Annotated in this window: 13 protein-coding genes; 12 read left to right on the plus strand and 1 reads right to left on the minus strand. The window is 67.8% G+C overall.

Annotated elements, in window-relative coordinates; genetic code table 11:
- The first annotated feature begins 20 nt into the window (after positions 1-20).
- From ABS642_RS01840 to ABS642_RS01880, 9 genes are all read left to right on the plus strand, one after another.
- Entirely contained in the window at positions 21-623 is a 603-nt protein-coding gene (locus tag ABS642_RS01840; RefSeq protein ID WP_350352050.1) for a sigma-70 family RNA polymerase sigma factor, read from the plus strand.
- A complete protein-coding gene (locus tag ABS642_RS01845; RefSeq protein ID WP_350352051.1) occupies positions 620-1,732 on the plus strand; it encodes a hypothetical protein in 1,113 nt (370 codons plus the stop codon). The genes ABS642_RS01840 and ABS642_RS01845 overlap by 4 nt, the downstream gene beginning before the upstream one ends.
- Before the next feature lie 41 nt (positions 1,733-1,773).
- A complete protein-coding gene (locus tag ABS642_RS01850) occupies positions 1,774-2,379 on the plus strand; it encodes a sigma-70 family RNA polymerase sigma factor (RefSeq protein ID WP_350352052.1) in 606 nt (201 codons plus the stop codon).
- Positions 2,354-3,460 (plus strand): hypothetical protein, encoded by a 1,107-nt coding sequence (locus tag ABS642_RS01855; RefSeq protein ID WP_350352053.1) that lies wholly within the window; start codon positions 2,354-2,356, stop codon positions 3,458-3,460. The genes ABS642_RS01850 and ABS642_RS01855 overlap by 26 nt, the downstream gene beginning before the upstream one ends.
- A gap of 90 nt (positions 3,461-3,550) precedes the next feature.
- Positions 3,551-7,069 carry a DNA polymerase III subunit alpha gene (gene dnaE, locus ABS642_RS01860; RefSeq protein ID WP_282216791.1) on the plus strand — a complete coding sequence of 1,173 codons (3,519 nt, stop codon included), beginning with the start codon at positions 3,551-3,553 and terminating at the stop codon, positions 7,067-7,069.
- A 70-nt stretch (positions 7,070-7,139) separates the two neighbouring features.
- The gene (locus tag ABS642_RS01865) at positions 7,140-8,381 is read left to right on the plus strand and encodes a hypothetical protein (RefSeq protein WP_350352054.1); all 1,242 of its coding nucleotides are present in this window, start codon (positions 7,140-7,142) and stop codon (positions 8,379-8,381) included.
- Between the two features lies 1 nt (position 8,382).
- The gene (gene hisD / locus ABS642_RS01870; RefSeq protein ID WP_350352055.1) at positions 8,383-9,687 is read left to right on the plus strand and encodes a histidinol dehydrogenase; all 1,305 of its coding nucleotides are present in this window, start codon (positions 8,383-8,385) and stop codon (positions 9,685-9,687) included.
- Positions 9,688-9,697: 10 nt separating this feature from the next.
- Positions 9,698-10,168, plus strand: a complete 471-nt coding sequence (nrdR, locus tag ABS642_RS01875; RefSeq protein ID WP_282216794.1) for a transcriptional regulator NrdR — start codon at positions 9,698-9,700, stop codon at positions 10,166-10,168.
- Positions 10,169-10,178: 10 nt separating this feature from the next.
- Positions 10,179-11,216, plus strand: coding sequence for a quinone-dependent dihydroorotate dehydrogenase (locus tag ABS642_RS01880; RefSeq protein ID WP_350352056.1), 1,038 nt, complete (start codon positions 10,179-10,181; stop codon positions 11,214-11,216).
- Here the strand turns inward: ABS642_RS01880 and ABS642_RS01885 are convergent.
- The gene (locus tag ABS642_RS01885; protein ID WP_282216796.1) at positions 11,191-11,763 is read right to left on the minus strand and encodes a DUF3043 domain-containing protein; all 573 of its coding nucleotides are present in this window, start codon (positions 11,761-11,763) and stop codon (positions 11,191-11,193) included. The genes ABS642_RS01880 and ABS642_RS01885 overlap by 26 nt on opposite strands.
- Before the next feature lie 46 nt (positions 11,764-11,809).
- Between ABS642_RS01885 and ABS642_RS01890 the strand changes: the two genes are divergently transcribed.
- The 3 genes from ABS642_RS01890 to coxB all read left to right on the plus strand — a co-directional run bounded on the left by ABS642_RS01890 (position 11,810) and on the right by coxB (position 14,666).
- The gene (locus tag ABS642_RS01890) at positions 11,810-13,231 is read left to right on the plus strand and encodes a dipeptidase (RefSeq protein ID WP_350352057.1); all 1,422 of its coding nucleotides are present in this window, start codon (positions 11,810-11,812) and stop codon (positions 13,229-13,231) included.
- A gap of 71 nt (positions 13,232-13,302) precedes the next feature.
- Complete coding sequence (gene erpA, locus ABS642_RS01895) at positions 13,303-13,671, plus strand: iron-sulfur cluster insertion protein ErpA (RefSeq protein ID WP_282216798.1); 369 nt, start codon at positions 13,303-13,305, stop codon at positions 13,669-13,671.
- A gap of 98 nt (positions 13,672-13,769) precedes the next feature.
- Entirely contained in the window at positions 13,770-14,666 is an 897-nt protein-coding gene (gene coxB, locus ABS642_RS01900; protein ID WP_350352058.1) for a cytochrome c oxidase subunit II, read from the plus strand.

Consider the following 14,666-nt stretch of genomic DNA (forward strand, 5'->3'; position numbering starts at 1 on the left):
GCGCACGGACAATACCCAGCGTGAGCACAGACAGCGAGATCATCCGACGGTCTCTGGACCAACCATCAGCCTTCGCCGAGCTGTTCGATCGACATGCGCGCGTGGTCAACGCCTTCGCGACGTACCGGATCGGGCGGCACGCGGCGGAGGACGTCCTGAGCGAGACGTTCCTCGTGGCGTTCCGACGTCGCGCGGACTACGAAGCGGGCGTCGAGTCGGCCGTGCCGTGGCTTCTCGGCATAGCATCGCGCCTGATCCGCCGTCACCGGGCAGTGGAGGCGAAGCACTGGCGTTCGTTCGCGGCCGCGGTGTCGGGTGAGGAGCACTCGTCCGAGGGCGGTCTCGACGCTGCGTTGACGCGGATCGACGCGGAGCGCGAGGTCTCGGGGCTCAGAGCACGCATCGCCGCCCTCGCGCCGAGAGATCGCGAGACCCTTCTCTTGTACGCGTGGCAGGGGTTGTCGTACGACGAGGTGGCTGCCGCGCTCGGGGTCCCGGTCGGGACGGTCCGTTCGCGGTTGAACCGCGTGCGGAAACGGTTGGATCCCGTTCGCAGGGCGCAGGCGCAGGCAAAGGCACAGACACAGGCACAGACAGACCGAGCAGCAGGGAGCATCCGATGAACGTTTTCGAGAAGGTGCAGGAGGCCCGACCGGAGATCGATGGGGCCGAGGAGAACATCTCGGCGGCGCGTGGGCGACTCCTGACCGAGATCCACGCTGAGAAGCGGCCTGCGCGATCGCGCGCAGCACGACGCCCGTGGATCATCACGGCGGGCCTCGTCGGCGCTGCGGCCGCCGTGACCGTTGGCGTGCTCGTGGTCGGCAACCTCACGACACCGACGACCGGTGGCGTCGAGGCCATTCCGACCGTCGTGCCCAAGCCGTCGGTGGAGCCGACCCCGGAGCCGACGGTGGAGCCGTTGACGGCCTCCGGAGCGTTCAGCGCGGCAGGAGCAGCCGCGAGCACGTTCGCCGGATTGACGGTCGCACCGGGGCAGTATCTGAGGGTCCACATCGACTCCGAACAGATCGTCTACCACCAGCCGATCCCCGAGCTCGGGCAGTACCAGGCCGACAGGTCGAACGCGGCGAACGCCTGGCTGCAGTCGACGAACTGGGACTACTACGTTCCCGCGGACCAGTCGGGTGACTGGTTCTACACCCCCGGGGATTCTGACGGCGGCGTGACTCAGCTGTTCGGACCTGATGCGCTGCAGCTCTCGCAGGAGGCGCATCAGTCCCAGAGCGGGACGGCCTACTTCGACCAAGGCCCGTCTGCGCCGTGGGAGACCTCCGGAGGATATTCGCTGACCAGCTTCTTCGCGGACATGCCGCGTGATCCGGCGCAGCTGATCGACTGGATCCGAACGAATCAGGGCACGGTCACGGGCGATCAGGACTACAAGGTCGGCTGGCTGCTCGTGGATCTGCTGTCCTACAACGTGGGCGCGCCGGATGCGCGCGCGGCCATGTACTCCGCGCTCAGCCTGCTCGCCGGGTCGGAGCTCGTCGGCTCGGATGGGGCTACCGCGACCGTGAGCTTCGCGGCTGCGGAGCAGGCGCTCTCCGGCGCCGATGCCGTCAAGCGACGCACGGTGAAGATCGACATGAACAGCGGGATGGTGCTGGAGAAGACCGTGACCCTCGACGTCGCCTCGACGTTGATTCCGGCGACCCTGGCCGACGAGCGGTATATCTACACCGTGAGCGTCGTAGACGCGCTGCCGTGACGAATTTCGAACCGTCTGCGCTCTCCGGGGCAATACATAGTGTGAGCACAGACAGCGAGATCATTCAGCGGTCGCTCGGGCAGCCCCGAGCCTTCGCCGAACTGTTCGATCGGCACTCCCGGACGGTGGGCGGCTACGCCGCCCGCCGTCTCGGCCCCGATGCGGGCGAGGACATCCTCAGTGAGACGTTCCTGGTCGCGTTCGCACGACGGAAGTCGTTCGACACTTCCTGGGACTCGGCGCTTCCGTGGTTGTACGGGATAGCGTCCCGGCTGATCCGGAAGCATCGGGCCCGGGAGGCCAAGCACTTCCGGTCGAGCGTGGAGTCGGCGCAGCGGGAGGAGCACATCTCCCACGGAGACCTCGAGACGACGATCGCGCGTCTCGATGCGGAGATCTCCACCCGCGAGCTGGCGCCGCGGATCGCGGCCCTCTCGGCCAAGGATCGGGAGACCCTCCTGCTCTACGCCTGGGGAGACCTGACCTACGAAGAGGTCGCCGTCGCCCTGGGCGTCCCCGTCGGGACCGTCCGGTCCCGGATGAACCGCATACGGACGCGGTTGGATCCGGCCAGGGCGATCACCCGAGAACGAGTCGTGAACGAGAAGGAAGGAGCGGTCGATGGACGTTTTCGAGCGCGTGCGTGACGTGAATGCAGGAACGAGCCTGACGGAGGACCGGATCATCGCGGCCCGCCTCCGACTGCTCCACGGGATCGACGACAGCCGGAGCGCGGAGCGCAAGCGCCTCCTGAAGCGGCCGATGTTCGTGATCGCCGGGGCAGTGGCCGGTGTGGCTGCGGTCACGACGGGCGTCGTGGTGGTCAGCCAGCTCACGACTCCCTCTCCGCAGGTGGAGGCGATTCCCGCTCCCACCGCGGATCCTCGTGAGCCGGGTCCGACCATTCCCAAGCCCGAGCCGACCTCTGGCACAACGATCACGGAGCCCTTCCCCGGCACCACCCCGCAGGCCGGTCAGTATCTGAGTATCGAGACGGTCGACGAGGCACTGCTGTACCGGGGCCCGGAGGTGTCGATCTACCAGTGGTTCTACCGGCCGGGGCAGTATCCGCCGATCACCGCTCTTCAGGTGAGGTCGATCTTCCATCTGTACATGCCCGGCGATCGGTCCGGCGAGTGGGTCTCCCGCTACGGGCCGTCCAACGAGCGCATCCGTTCCTTCCCCGAGGATCAGGCGCCAGGAGATGCGGTGGCCTGGGACAACATGCTGCCCGTGCGGCAGGAGACGCAGGAGACGATCTACACGGGAGGCATCGGTGGGGAGATCGGTCCGCTCCTCGGATCTCTCGAGTCGTACGCGGTGTATCCGCAGGATCCGGCGGCGCTGATCCAGTACTTCCGCGACCAGGCCGCTCTCAATTCTGAGCAATCGGATGTGGAGGGAGGCGTCGCACTGGACATCGCCGGCGTGCTGCTGTCGAACTACGCCCCGGCGGCGACCAGAGCGACGTTCTTGGAGGCGTTGGCGCTCACCCCCCGGGCCGAGCGCGTGTCGACCCAGGGAAGCGTCGTCACGTACCGGATCCGTTCCGACGGCTGGCAGGGCGCGCGAACGACGACCGTGTCGATCGACACCACCACCGGGTGGGCGACCGAGTACACGGTCCGCTTCGACCGGACCGACGGGGCCGAGGGGGACATGGCGCCGTCGGATGTGCCGGACATCCACCGCACGTTCACCGTCTCCATCATCGACGCTCTCCCGTAACGGCGGCGCTGCGCACGAGCCCCGGCATCCCTTCGTGATGTCGGGGCTCTTCGGCGCCCGACGTCAGACGTCGAAAGTAGACTCGAAGGCATGGCATCCGACTCCTTCGCCCACCTCCATGTGCACAGCGAATACTCGATGCTCGACGGTGCAGCGAAGATCGCGGCGATGACGCAGGCGGCCGCCGATTACGGGATGCCGGCCATCGCGGTGACCGATCACGGCAACACCTTCGCCGCGTTCGAGTTCTACAAGGCGGCCAACGCGGCGGGGGTCAAGCCGATCATCGGTCTCGAGGCCTATGTCACCCCCGGAACGCACCGGAGCGACAAGTCGCGCGTGCAGTGGGGCTCGCCCGACCAGAAGAGCGACGACGTCTCCGGTTCCGGCGCCTACACCCACATGACGATGTGGAGCGAGACGACCGAGGGCATGCACAACCTCTTCCGGCTCAGCTCCCGCTCGAGCATGGAGGGCTACTACTTCAAGCCGCGGATGGACCGCGAGCTGCTCCAGACGTACTCCAAGGGGCTGATCGCGACGACCGGGTGCCCCTCCGGTGAGATCCAGACCCGCCTTCGTCTCGGGCAGTACGACGCCGCGCGGGCGGCCGCCGCGGAGTTCCAGGACCTGTTCGGCAAGGAGAACTACTTCGCCGAGATCATGGACCACGGGCTCTCCATCGAGCGCCGTGTGATGACCGATCTGCTGCGACTCGCGAAGGATCTGAACATCCCGCTGGTCGGCACCAACGACTCGCACTACACGCACCAGCACGAGGCGGATGCGCACGAGGCGCTGCTCTGCGTGCAGTCCGGTTCGACGCTCGACGACCCCAACCGCTTCAAGTTCGACGGCGACGGCTACTACATCAAGACCGCCGCCGAGATGCGCCAGCTCTTCCGCGACAACCCCGAGGCCTGCGACAACACACTGCTGATCGCCGAGCGCTGCGAGGTCGAGTTCAACACCGCCGCGAACTACATGCCGCGGTTCCCCGTTCCCGACGGCGAGACCGAGGACAGCTGGCTCATCAAGGAGGTCGAGGTCGGCCTCCAGTACCGCTACCCGAACGGCATCCCCGACAAGGTCCGCAAGCAGGCCGAGTACGAGACCGGCATCATCCTGCAGATGGGGTTCCCCGGCTACTTCCTCGTCGTCGCCGACTTCATCAACTGGGCCAAGGACAACGGCATCCGCGTCGGTCCGGGTCGTGGGTCCGGTGCCGGTTCGATGGTCGCCTACGCCATGCGGATCACCGACCTCGACCCGCTCGAGCACGGCCTCATCTTCGAGCGCTTCCTCAACCCCGACCGCGTCTCGATGCCCGACTTCGACGTCGACTTCGATGACCGTCGCCGTGGCGAGGTCATCGAGTACGTGACCCAGAAGTACGGCTCCGAGCGCGTCGCGCAGATCGTCACCTACGGCACCATCAAGTCCAAGCAGGCCCTGAAGGATGCCGGACGCGTACTGGGCTTCCCGTTCAGCATGGGGGAGCGGCTGACCAAGGCGATGCCGCCGCCCGTGATGGGCAAGGACATGCCCCTCGACGGCATGTTCGACTCCTCGCATCAGCGGTACAAGGAGGCGAGCGAGTTCCGCGCTCTCATCGAGACCGATCCCGAGGCGAAGACGGTCTTCGATCGCGCCCTCGGACTGGAGGGACTGAAGCGCCAGTGGGGCGTCCACGCGGCCGGCGTGATCATGTCGTCCGAGCCGCTGCTCGACATCATCCCGATCATGCGCCGCGAGCAGGACGGCCAGATCGTCACTCAGTTCGACTACCCGTCGTGCGAGTCGCTCGGTCTGATCAAGATGGACTTCCTGGGGCTGCGCAACCTCACGATCATCTCGGACGCCCTCGACAACATCCGCATGAACCGCGGCGAGGAGCTCGACCTCGAGCACCTTCCGCTCGACGATCGCGGCGCCTACGACCTCCTGGGCCGCGGCGAGTCGCTCGGCGTCTTCCAGCTCGACGGTGGTCCGATGCGGTCGCTGATGCGCCTCATGAAGCCCGACAACTTCGGTGACATCTCGGCCCTCATCGCGCTCTACCGCCCCGGCCCCATGGGCGCGAACTCGCACACGAACTACGCGCTCCGCAAGAATGGCGCGCAGCCGATCACGCCGATCCACCCCGAGTTCACCGAGTCGCTCGCCGACATCCTCGAGGAGTCCTACGGTCTGATCATCTACCAGGAGCAGGTCATGGCCATCGCGCAGCGCGTGGCCGGGTTCTCGCTCGGTCAGGCCGACATCCTCCGCCGCGCGATGGGCAAGAAGAAGAAGTCCGAGCTGGACAAGCAGTTCGAGGGCTTCCAGGCCGGCATGCACGCGAACGGGTACTCCGACGGCGCCGTCAACGCGCTCTGGGAGATCCTGCTGCCGTTCTCCGACTACGCGTTCAACAAAGCGCACTCGGCTGCCTACGGCGTGGTCTCGTACTGGACCGCGTATCTCAAGGCGCACTATCCCGCCGAGTACATGGCCGCGCTCCTCACCAGTGTCGGCGACTCCAAGGACAAGATGGCGCTGTATCTGAACGAGTGCCGCCGCATGGGGATCAAGGTGCTACCGCCCGACGTCTCCGAGTCGATCAACTACTTCGCGGCCATCGGAGACGACATCCGCTTCGGTCTCGGGGCCGTCCGCAACGTCGGAAGCAACGTCGTCGAGGGCATCGTGAAGGCGCGAAAGGACGCGCGCTTCGATTCCTTCCACCACTTCCTCGACAAGGTCCCGCTGCACGTCTCGAACAAGCGCACCGTCGAATCCCTGATCAAGGCCGGCGCCTTCGACACGATGGGAGACTCGCGCCGCGCCCTCATGGAGGTGCACGAAGACGCCGTCGAGGCCGCCGTCGACCGCAAGCGGAACGAGGCGCAGGGAGCGATCGGGTTCGACTTCGACAGCCTCTACGACGGCACCGAAGAAGTCGCCCCGGCCAAGGTGCCCGTGCGACCGGAGTGGATCAAGAAGGACAAGCTCGCCTTCGAGCGCGAGATGCTCGGTCTCTACGTGTCGGATCATCCGCTCGCCGGCCTCGAGGTCCCGCTCGCCAAGCATGCGTCGATCTCCATCCACGACCTGAACAACTCCGAGGACATGCAGGACGGCGACCAGGTGACCGTCGCGGGTCTGGTGACTAGCGTGCAGCACCGCGTCGCGAAAGCCAGCGGCAACCCGTACGGCATGATCACGGTCGAGGACTTCAACGGCGAGGTCACCGTGATGTTCATGGGCAAGACCTACATCGAGTTCCAGCACATCCTGCAGCAGGACTCGATCCTGGCCGTGCGTGGACGCGTCTCGCGGCGCGACGACGGGCTGAACCTCCATGCCCAATCGGCTTTCGCGCCGGACGTCGGCTCGTTCGACGCGGCCGGTCCGCTGTCGCTCGTCCTCGCCGAACAGCGCGCGACCGAACGCGTCATGAACGAGCTCGCCGAGATCCTCCGCCGGCACAACGGCGAGACCGAGGTCCTGCTGCGGGTGCACCGCGGCGGAAGCGCGAAGGTCTTCGAGGTGCCGATGCCGGTCAAGGTCTCCGCCGACCTGTTCGGTGACCTCAAGTCACTGCTCGGCCCCGCCTGTCTGGGGTGAGCGGGTAGGATCGTGAGCCGTCGGGGGCAAGATGCACGCCCCGGTCGAGCACCGTGACGAAAGGACGACCATGAGCACGGATCTGCCCGAACAGTCGGACATCGAGGACGAGACCTTCAGCGACGACGACGGCGTCCTCTACGACGAGGACGTCACGCCGGAGTTCGGCATCCTCGGCTTCACGCTGCGCGAGCTCCTCATCGTGGGCGTGTGGCTGGTGTCTTTCGTCGTCTCGTTCTTCCCTCTGGGGGGTGGCCTCTCGCTGTGGGGGGTCGGCATCCAGTGGATCCTGCCGATCGGCGTGCCGACCGCTGCCGTGTTCCTCCTGGTGCTCCGGCGCTTCTCGCCGGACGGCATCCGTCGTGTCGGGTCGCTGGGGATCGATCAGTTCGCCTCGGTCGCCTTCTCGGTGTCCGCGACCGTCTGGATCGGGACGCTGTGGCTCGCCGTCTCCACGCTGATCGAGGGAGGGTTCTGGAGTCTCCCCTGGAACGGCGTGCTCTTGCTGCTGACGTCGCTCGCCCTGGTCGTGCTCACGGTCTTCGCCCCGATCATCCCGGGGCTGAAGGAGGACTTCCATGGTCGCCTCGTGACCCTGGCACACCGCAACGCGAACCCGGTCCGCCCGGTCATCGCGCGTCCGCGGCCCGAGCCCGCTCCCGCTCCCGCTCCCGCTCCTGAGGCTGCCCCGGCTCCCGAGGCCGACTTTGCGCAGGACTCCGTCGCGCAGGCAGCGGACGCTCCGGCACCCGGGAACACCGCCGACTTCACGGAGACCACCGCGTTCCCTCCCGGGTTCGATCAGGAACTCACCGGGCAGCAGGCGACAGACGAGGTCGCGCGGCTGGATCTCGCGGCGCAGGTCCCGCTCGTGGCGCACGCCTCCGGCGGCGACACCGGCACCGAGCAGGTGACGGCCGACGAGGAATACGTGCCCACCTACTCCCGACGGTCCCGTGGCCAGGAGCAGGAGATCGTCTCGGACACCGGCAGCATCGAGTCGCTGCTCGAGACGGCCGCGCGCGTGGAGCCGGGGGAGGTCGCCGAGGAGCAGCCGTACCTCGAGGACGACACGGATGCGGCCGATCTCGACGCGACCAACCCGCGTGAGGCCGCGCCCGTCGCGCAGCCGTTCTGGATCCTCGCGCCGTCGGAGCGCGATGTGCACGACGAGCGCGGCGAACCGCTGTTCCGCATCGGGCCGAGCGCCTGGGCTCTGGTGATCGAGGATCGGGGAGGCGCGTACGTCATCCGCCATGACGACGGCCGCATCGGCTACCTCCACGAGATCTCCGACATCACGAAGGGCTGACATGCGAACGATCGATCTGCGAGGGCGCGAGCTCTCGCCGGCTGGCATGCTCGCGGCCGTCCCGCGCGCCACGCAGGCGCGCGCAGAAGCGCTCGAGACCGCCACGCGCATCGTCGACGACGTGCGCGACCGCGGGGAAGCCGCGCTGCGCGAGCAGGCGGAGCGGTTCGACCGCGTGACCGACCACGCCGTGCGGGTTCCGGCCGAGCACCTCACCGAGGCGCTCGCGTCCGTCGATCCGACCGTGCGCGCCGCGCTCGAGGAGGCGATCGTCCGGGTGCGCCAGGGCTCCGAGGCTCAGGTGCCTGCCCCGCAGATCACCGAGATCGGTCCCGGTGCCCGGATCCTGCAGCGCTGGCAGCCGGTCGCCCGAGCCGGCGTCTACATCCCGGGCGGCAAGGCTCCGCTCGCCTCCAGCGTCGTGATGAACGTCGTCCCCGCACAGGTCGCCGGTGTGCAGCACATCGCCCTCGCCTCACCGCCGCAGGCCGACCACGACGGTCGCATCCACCCGACGATCCTCGCCGCAGCCGCTCTGCTCGGGATCAGCGAGGTCTACGCGATGGGCGGCGCCGGAGCGATCGGTGCGCTCGCGTGGGGAGTCCCGACGATCGGCCTCGACCCGGTCGATGTCGTCTCCGGCCCGGGCAACAACTTCGTGGCCTCCGCCAAGCGTGCCGTCGCCGGTGTCGTCGGCACGGATTCGGAGGCCGGTGCCACCGAGATCCTCATCGTCGCGGATGCGAGCGCCGACCCGCGACTCGTCGCCGCCGACCTGATCAGCCAGGCCGAGCACGACGAGCAGGCATCCGCCGTGCTGGTCACCGACGCGGTGGAGCTCGCCGCGCTGGTCGCGGTCGAGGTCGACCGGCAGGCCGCGGCGACCCGGCACAGCGAGCGCGTGCGCGTGGCTCTCGACGGGCCGCAGTCCGCGATCGTGCTGGTCGACGACCGGGCCATGGCGACGGCGTTCAGCAATGCCTACGCGCCCGAGCACCTCGAGCTCCACCTCGCCGACGCCGAAGAGGCGGCATCCGCCTTCACCAGCGCAGGCGCGGTCTTCGTCGGGGATCAGACTCCGGTCAGCCTCGGCGACTACATGGCCGGCAGCAATCACGTGCTGCCGACCGGGGGACAGGCCCGCTACGCGCCCGGACTCGGCGCCTACACGTTCCTCCGGCCGCAGCAGGTCATCTCCTACGACCGCGAGGCGCTCGCCTCGGTGCGCGAGGGGGTCGTCGCACTGGCGAACGCCGAGGTGCTGCCCGCCCACGGCGAGGCGATCGAGGCGCGCTTCACGGCGTAGGATCGGTCAGATGCACTGCCCCTTCTGCCGTCACTCCGACTCGCGCGTCATCGATTCGCGCACCAGCGACGACGGGCTCTCCATCCGGCGGCGCCGTCAGTGCCCGGAGTGCGGAGGCCGTTTCACGACGACCGAGACCGCGAGCCTCAACGTGATCAAGCGGTCCGGCGTCATGGAGCCGTTCAGCCGCGAGAAGGTCATCTCGGGCGTGCGCAAGGCCTGCCAGGGGCGCCCCGTGACCGAGGCGGACCTCGCGATCCTCGCGCAGCGGGTGGAGGAGGCGGTCCGGCAGACCGGTGTCTCGCAGCTCGACACGAATGAGATCGGCCTCGCGATCCTCGGACCTCTGCGCGAGCTCGACGAGGTCGCCTTCCTGCGCTTCGCCAGCGTCTACCAGGCGTTCGACTCCCTCGAGGACTTCGAATCCGCGATCACCGATCTGCGTGCCGACCACGCAGGGCAGGAGCCGGCGGACCGGTAATCTGGCAGGGATGTATCCGCTGCTCTTCCGCGCTGTCCTCTCGCGCTTCGATCCCGAGTTCGCCCATCACGCCGGCATGGTGGTGATCCGTGTCCTCGGGACGTCGCCGTTCTCATCGGTGACCCGTGCGCTGACCCGCCCCGATCCGTCGCTCCGCGTCGAGGCACTCGGCCTGACCTTCCCGTCGCCCTTCGGTATCGCGGCGGGCTTCGACAAGAACGCCGTCGGCGTGCGCGGCCTCGCGGCGCTCGGCTTCGGCCACATCGAGGTGGGCACCGTGACGGCGATCCCTCAGGAGGGGAACCCCAAGCCGCGTCTCTTCCGCCTCATCGCGGATCGCGCCGTGATCAACCGCATGGGGTTCAACAACCAGGGGGCGGATGCCGTGGCACGCCGTCTCGCGAAGCTGCGCAGAGGAGCACCCGACACCGTGATCGGCGTCAACATCGGCAAGAGCCGGGTCGTCGAGGTCGAGGACGCCACGGCCGACTATGTGGCGTCCGCCACGAGGCTCGCCCCGCTGGCCGACTATCTGGCCGTCAACGTCTCCTCGCCCAACACGCCGGGCCTTCGGGGCCTGCAGACCGTCGAGACCCTCGCACCCCTGCTGCGTGCCGTGCGTGAGGCCTCCGGATCGACGCCGCTGCTCGTCAAGATCGCGCCCGACCTTCCCGACGAGGAGATCGCCGCGATCTCGCGGATGGCCGTCGAGGAGGGGCTCGCCGGCATCATCGCCCACAACACCACGATCAGCCGCGACGGGCTGATCACGGATGACGCGACCGTCGAGGCGGCAGGTGCGGGTGGTCTCTCGGGTGCGCCGCTCAAGCAGCGTTCGCTCGAGGTGCTCCGTGTCGTGCGCGAGGCCGTGCCCGCCGAGTTCTGCGTCATCGCCGTGGGTGGCGTCGAGACGGCATCGGACGTGCAGGAGCGACTGGATGCCGGCGCGACCCTGGTGCAGGGATACACGGCGTTCCTCTACCGCGGCCCGTTCTGGGGCCGCGAGCTCAACAGGGGACTGGTCAGTCGGGGTACTGTCCGCGCTTGACCTGCGGCTTCGGCAGACGCATGAACCGCATCTGCAGCGCGCGCATGCCGGCGTACCAGCCGAGGCCCTTCTCCATGCGTTCGGCGCCGAACTTCGCCGCGACCTTGCGCTTGACCCGGAAGCCCAGCAGGATCATGCCGCCGATCGCGATCACCAGGTAGCCCATCATCACGATGTAGGCGTAGAAGGAGATCGCGAGGTTCGCGGGGATCAGCGAGGCGAGGATGACGAGCACCATGACCGCCATCACGAACTCCGCGGGGTGCCAGCCGGCATCCACGTAGTCGCGCACCCAGCGGCGCTGCGGACCCTTGTCGCGCGCCGGAAGGAACTTCTCGTCACCTGCGGCCATGCCGGCCTGCGCGCGTGCACGCCGCTCGTTGAGCTCGGCGCGGGCCGCGGCCTTCGCCTCCTTGGTGTTGGCGACGAGGGGACGGCGACGGGCCGCCTCCTGCTCCGCGCGGGTCGGCGTCGCGCGACCCTTGCCGACGGCTGGCGTCTCGGAAGCGTCGTCGTTCGTCGAAGGGGAGACAGGGGTAGTGGCCACGAGAGTCCTCGGTTCGCTGAAAAGAGATCACCTTAAGATTACTCGCATGACCTCTTCTGCTCACCCCGCTCCGTCGACACCGTCCACCGAATCCGAGGCGGCCGTCCTCGAAGCGGTGGCGACGGGCATCCCGTCGGCGCTGTCGGACCTGGGACATCTCGTCCGGATCCCTGGGATGGCGTGGCCGGCGTTCGATCAGACGCAGCTCGAACGCAGTGCGGATGCCGTTGCCTCGCTGGCCCAGGGCACTGGCGTCTTCGACGAGGTGCGCGTGCTGCGCGCGGCGATCCCCGGCACCGACGAGCACGGACAGCCCGCGGTGCTGGCCACACGCGCCGCGCGCAACGGCAAGCCCACGATCCTGCTCTACGCCCACCACGACGTGCAGCCTCCGGGAGATGACGCGCTGTGGGAGACGCCGCCGTTCGAGCCGACGGTGCGCGACGGTCGTCTCTACGGACGCGGTGCCGCCGACGACAAGGCGGGAATCATGGCGCACATCGCGTCGATCCGCGCGGTCAGCGAGGTGCTCGGCGACGATCTCGACCTGGGCATCGCGATGTTCATCGAGGGGGAGGAGGAGTACGGCTCCCGCTCCTTCGCGCAGTTCCTCTCCGACAACAAGGAGGCGCTGCGAGCCGATGCCATCGTCGTCGCCGACTCCGGGAACTGGGACTCCGTCACGCCGGGCCTCACGGTGTCGCTGCGCGGAAACGCCCGCTTCACGGTGCGCGTGCGCACGCTCGACCACGCATCGCACTCCGGCATGTTCGGTGGTGCGGCGCCCGACGCGATGATGACTACCATCGGGATGCTGTCGACGCTGTGGAACGCGGACGGCTCTGTCGCTGTCGAGGGACTGACCGAGCGCGATGCGCCGACACCCGAGTACAGCGAGGCGACGCTGCGCGACGAGGCGGGCCTGCTCCCCGGCACGACGCCGATCGGGAACGGCACGATCCTCAGCCGCATCTGGAACAAGCCGTCGATCACGGTCATCGGCATCGACGCCACGAGCGTGGCCGCGGCATCCAACACTCTGCTCCCCGAGGTCACGGTCGTGATCAGCGCGCGCGTGGCCCCCGGCCAGACGGGGGAGGACGCCTACGCGGCGCTCGAGCGGCACCTCCGCGCCAACGCGCCCTTCGGGGCCGAGCTCGAATTCTCGGACGTCGATCTCGGCAACGGCTTCCTGGTGGACACCAGCGGATGGGCTGTCGCCCTCACCCGCGACGCGATGCGCGACGGCTACGGCGTGCCGTCGGTCGACCTCGGGGTCGGCGGATCGATCCCGTTCATCGCCGACCTCGTCCGCGAGTTCCCCGACGCGCAGATCCTGGTCACCGGCGTCGAGGACCCGCACTCGCGGGCCCACAGCCCCAACGAGTCGCTTCACCTCGACACGTTCCGCCACGCCGTCGCGACCGAGGCCCTGCTGCTCGCGCGGATGAACGCGCGCGACGTCTGAGCCTTCCGGTCCGACCGGCGGTAGAATTACCGGGAACGCCGTGCCCCTGCGGCCCCGTGACAAGGAGCGACATGAGCGACACCACACTGACTTCCGCTGAGACGACCACCCACGCGCACGGCATCAGCCTGACCGACGCCGCTGCCGTCAAGGTCAAGAACCTCCTCGAGCAGGAGGGTCGCGACGACCTGCGTCTGCGCGTCGCCGTGCAGCCGGGCGGATGCTCCGGACTGATCTACCAGCTCTACTTCGACGAGCGCTACCTCGAGGGCGACGAGACGGTCGACTTCGACGGCGTCGAGGTCATCGTCGACAACATGAGCGTCCCGTATCTCGACGGTGCATCCATCGATTTCAAGGACACGATCTCGGAGCAGGGCTTCACGATCGACAACCCCAACGCGGCCGGCAGCTGCGCGTGCGGTGACAGCTTCCACTGATCCGGACGACCCCCGCCAACCTGCGTGGTTGGCATGAATCAGGTGTGAGGTTGCCCTAGACTTGGGGTGTGCCCTGTCCGCAATCTGAAAGGTGCATCGTGCCCTCGAAACACCGCCTTCGTTGGGTCGCTCTCCCCTTGGGAGTGGCGGCAGCCGTGGTCCTGGCGGGATGTACCACCACCGAGTTGAACGGCTATCTTCCCGGCTTCATCGAGGGTGAGCCTGCGGCCACCAACCAGACCGAGCGGGTCTCGTCTCTCTGGGTGAACTCCTGGATCGTCCTGCTCGCCGTCGGCATCATCACCTGGGGCCTGATGGCCTGGGCCGCGATCGCGTACCGCCGTCGCAAGGGCCAGACCGGCCTGCCGGTGCAGATGCGCTACAACATGCCGATCGAGATCTTCTACACGATCGTGCCGCTCATCCTGGTGCTGGGAATGTTCTTCTTCACGGCTCGCGATCAGACGGAGATCGAGGCGAAGTGGGATGACCCCGACGTCGAGATCACCGCGATCGCCAAGCAGTGGGCGTGGGACTTCCAGTACGACGCCGAGTCCGACGATGACACCGTCTGGACGATGGGCATCCAGGCCCAGCCCGACGCCGAAGGCAACATCGACCAGGCGCAGCTGCCCACTCTGGTGCTGCCGGTCGACAAGAAGGTCACGATCGACCTGCAGTCGCGCGACGTCATCCACTCGTTCTGGATCATCGACTTCCTCTACAAGAAGGACATGTTCATCGGGAAGGACAACTCCTGGTCCTTCATCCCGACCAGGGTCGGCGAGTACGCCGGCAAGTGCGCCGAGCTCTGCGGCGAGTACCACTCGATGATGCTCTTCAATGTGAAGGTCGTCGAGCAGGACGAGTACGACGCCTACCTCGAGTCGCTCAAGGAGAAGGGCAACACGGGAGACATCACGGACGAGTACGACCGTCTCTCGAACTTCCCCGGCACCACCGGGAAGAACGACTCCGAGGAAGGAGAGGAGTAA

Origin of the sequence: Microbacterium sp. A8/3-1 (genome assembly GCF_040267695.1) — a bacterium.
GTDB lineage: Bacteria > Actinomycetota > Actinomycetes > Actinomycetales > Microbacteriaceae > Microbacterium > Microbacterium luteolum.

Bases quoted from the DNA above. Each gene is read 5' to 3' on its own strand.
- ABS642_RS01845 (WP_350352051.1), top strand. From the start codon at position 620: ATGAACGTTTTCGAGAAGGTGCAGGAGGCCCGACCGGAGATCGATGGG.
- ABS642_RS01855 (WP_350352053.1), top strand. From the start codon at position 2,354: ATGGACGTTTTCGAGCGCGTGCGTGACGTGAATGCAGGAACGAGCCTG.
- dnaE (WP_282216791.1), top strand. From the start codon at position 3,551: ATGGCATCCGACTCCTTCGCCCACCTCCATGTGCACAGCGAATACTCG.
- ABS642_RS01865 (WP_350352054.1), top strand. From the start codon at position 7,140: ATGAGCACGGATCTGCCCGAACAGTCGGACATCGAGGACGAGACCTTC.
- hisD (WP_350352055.1), top strand. From the start codon at position 8,383: ATGCGAACGATCGATCTGCGAGGGCGCGAGCTCTCGCCGGCTGGCATG.
- nrdR (WP_282216794.1), top strand. From the start codon at position 9,698: ATGCACTGCCCCTTCTGCCGTCACTCCGACTCGCGCGTCATCGATTCG.
- ABS642_RS01880 (WP_350352056.1), top strand. From the start codon at position 10,179: ATGTATCCGCTGCTCTTCCGCGCTGTCCTCTCGCGCTTCGATCCCGAG.
- ABS642_RS01890 (WP_350352057.1), top strand. From the start codon at position 11,810: ATGACCTCTTCTGCTCACCCCGCTCCGTCGACACCGTCCACCGAATCC.
- erpA (WP_282216798.1), top strand. From the start codon at position 13,303: ATGAGCGACACCACACTGACTTCCGCTGAGACGACCACCCACGCGCAC.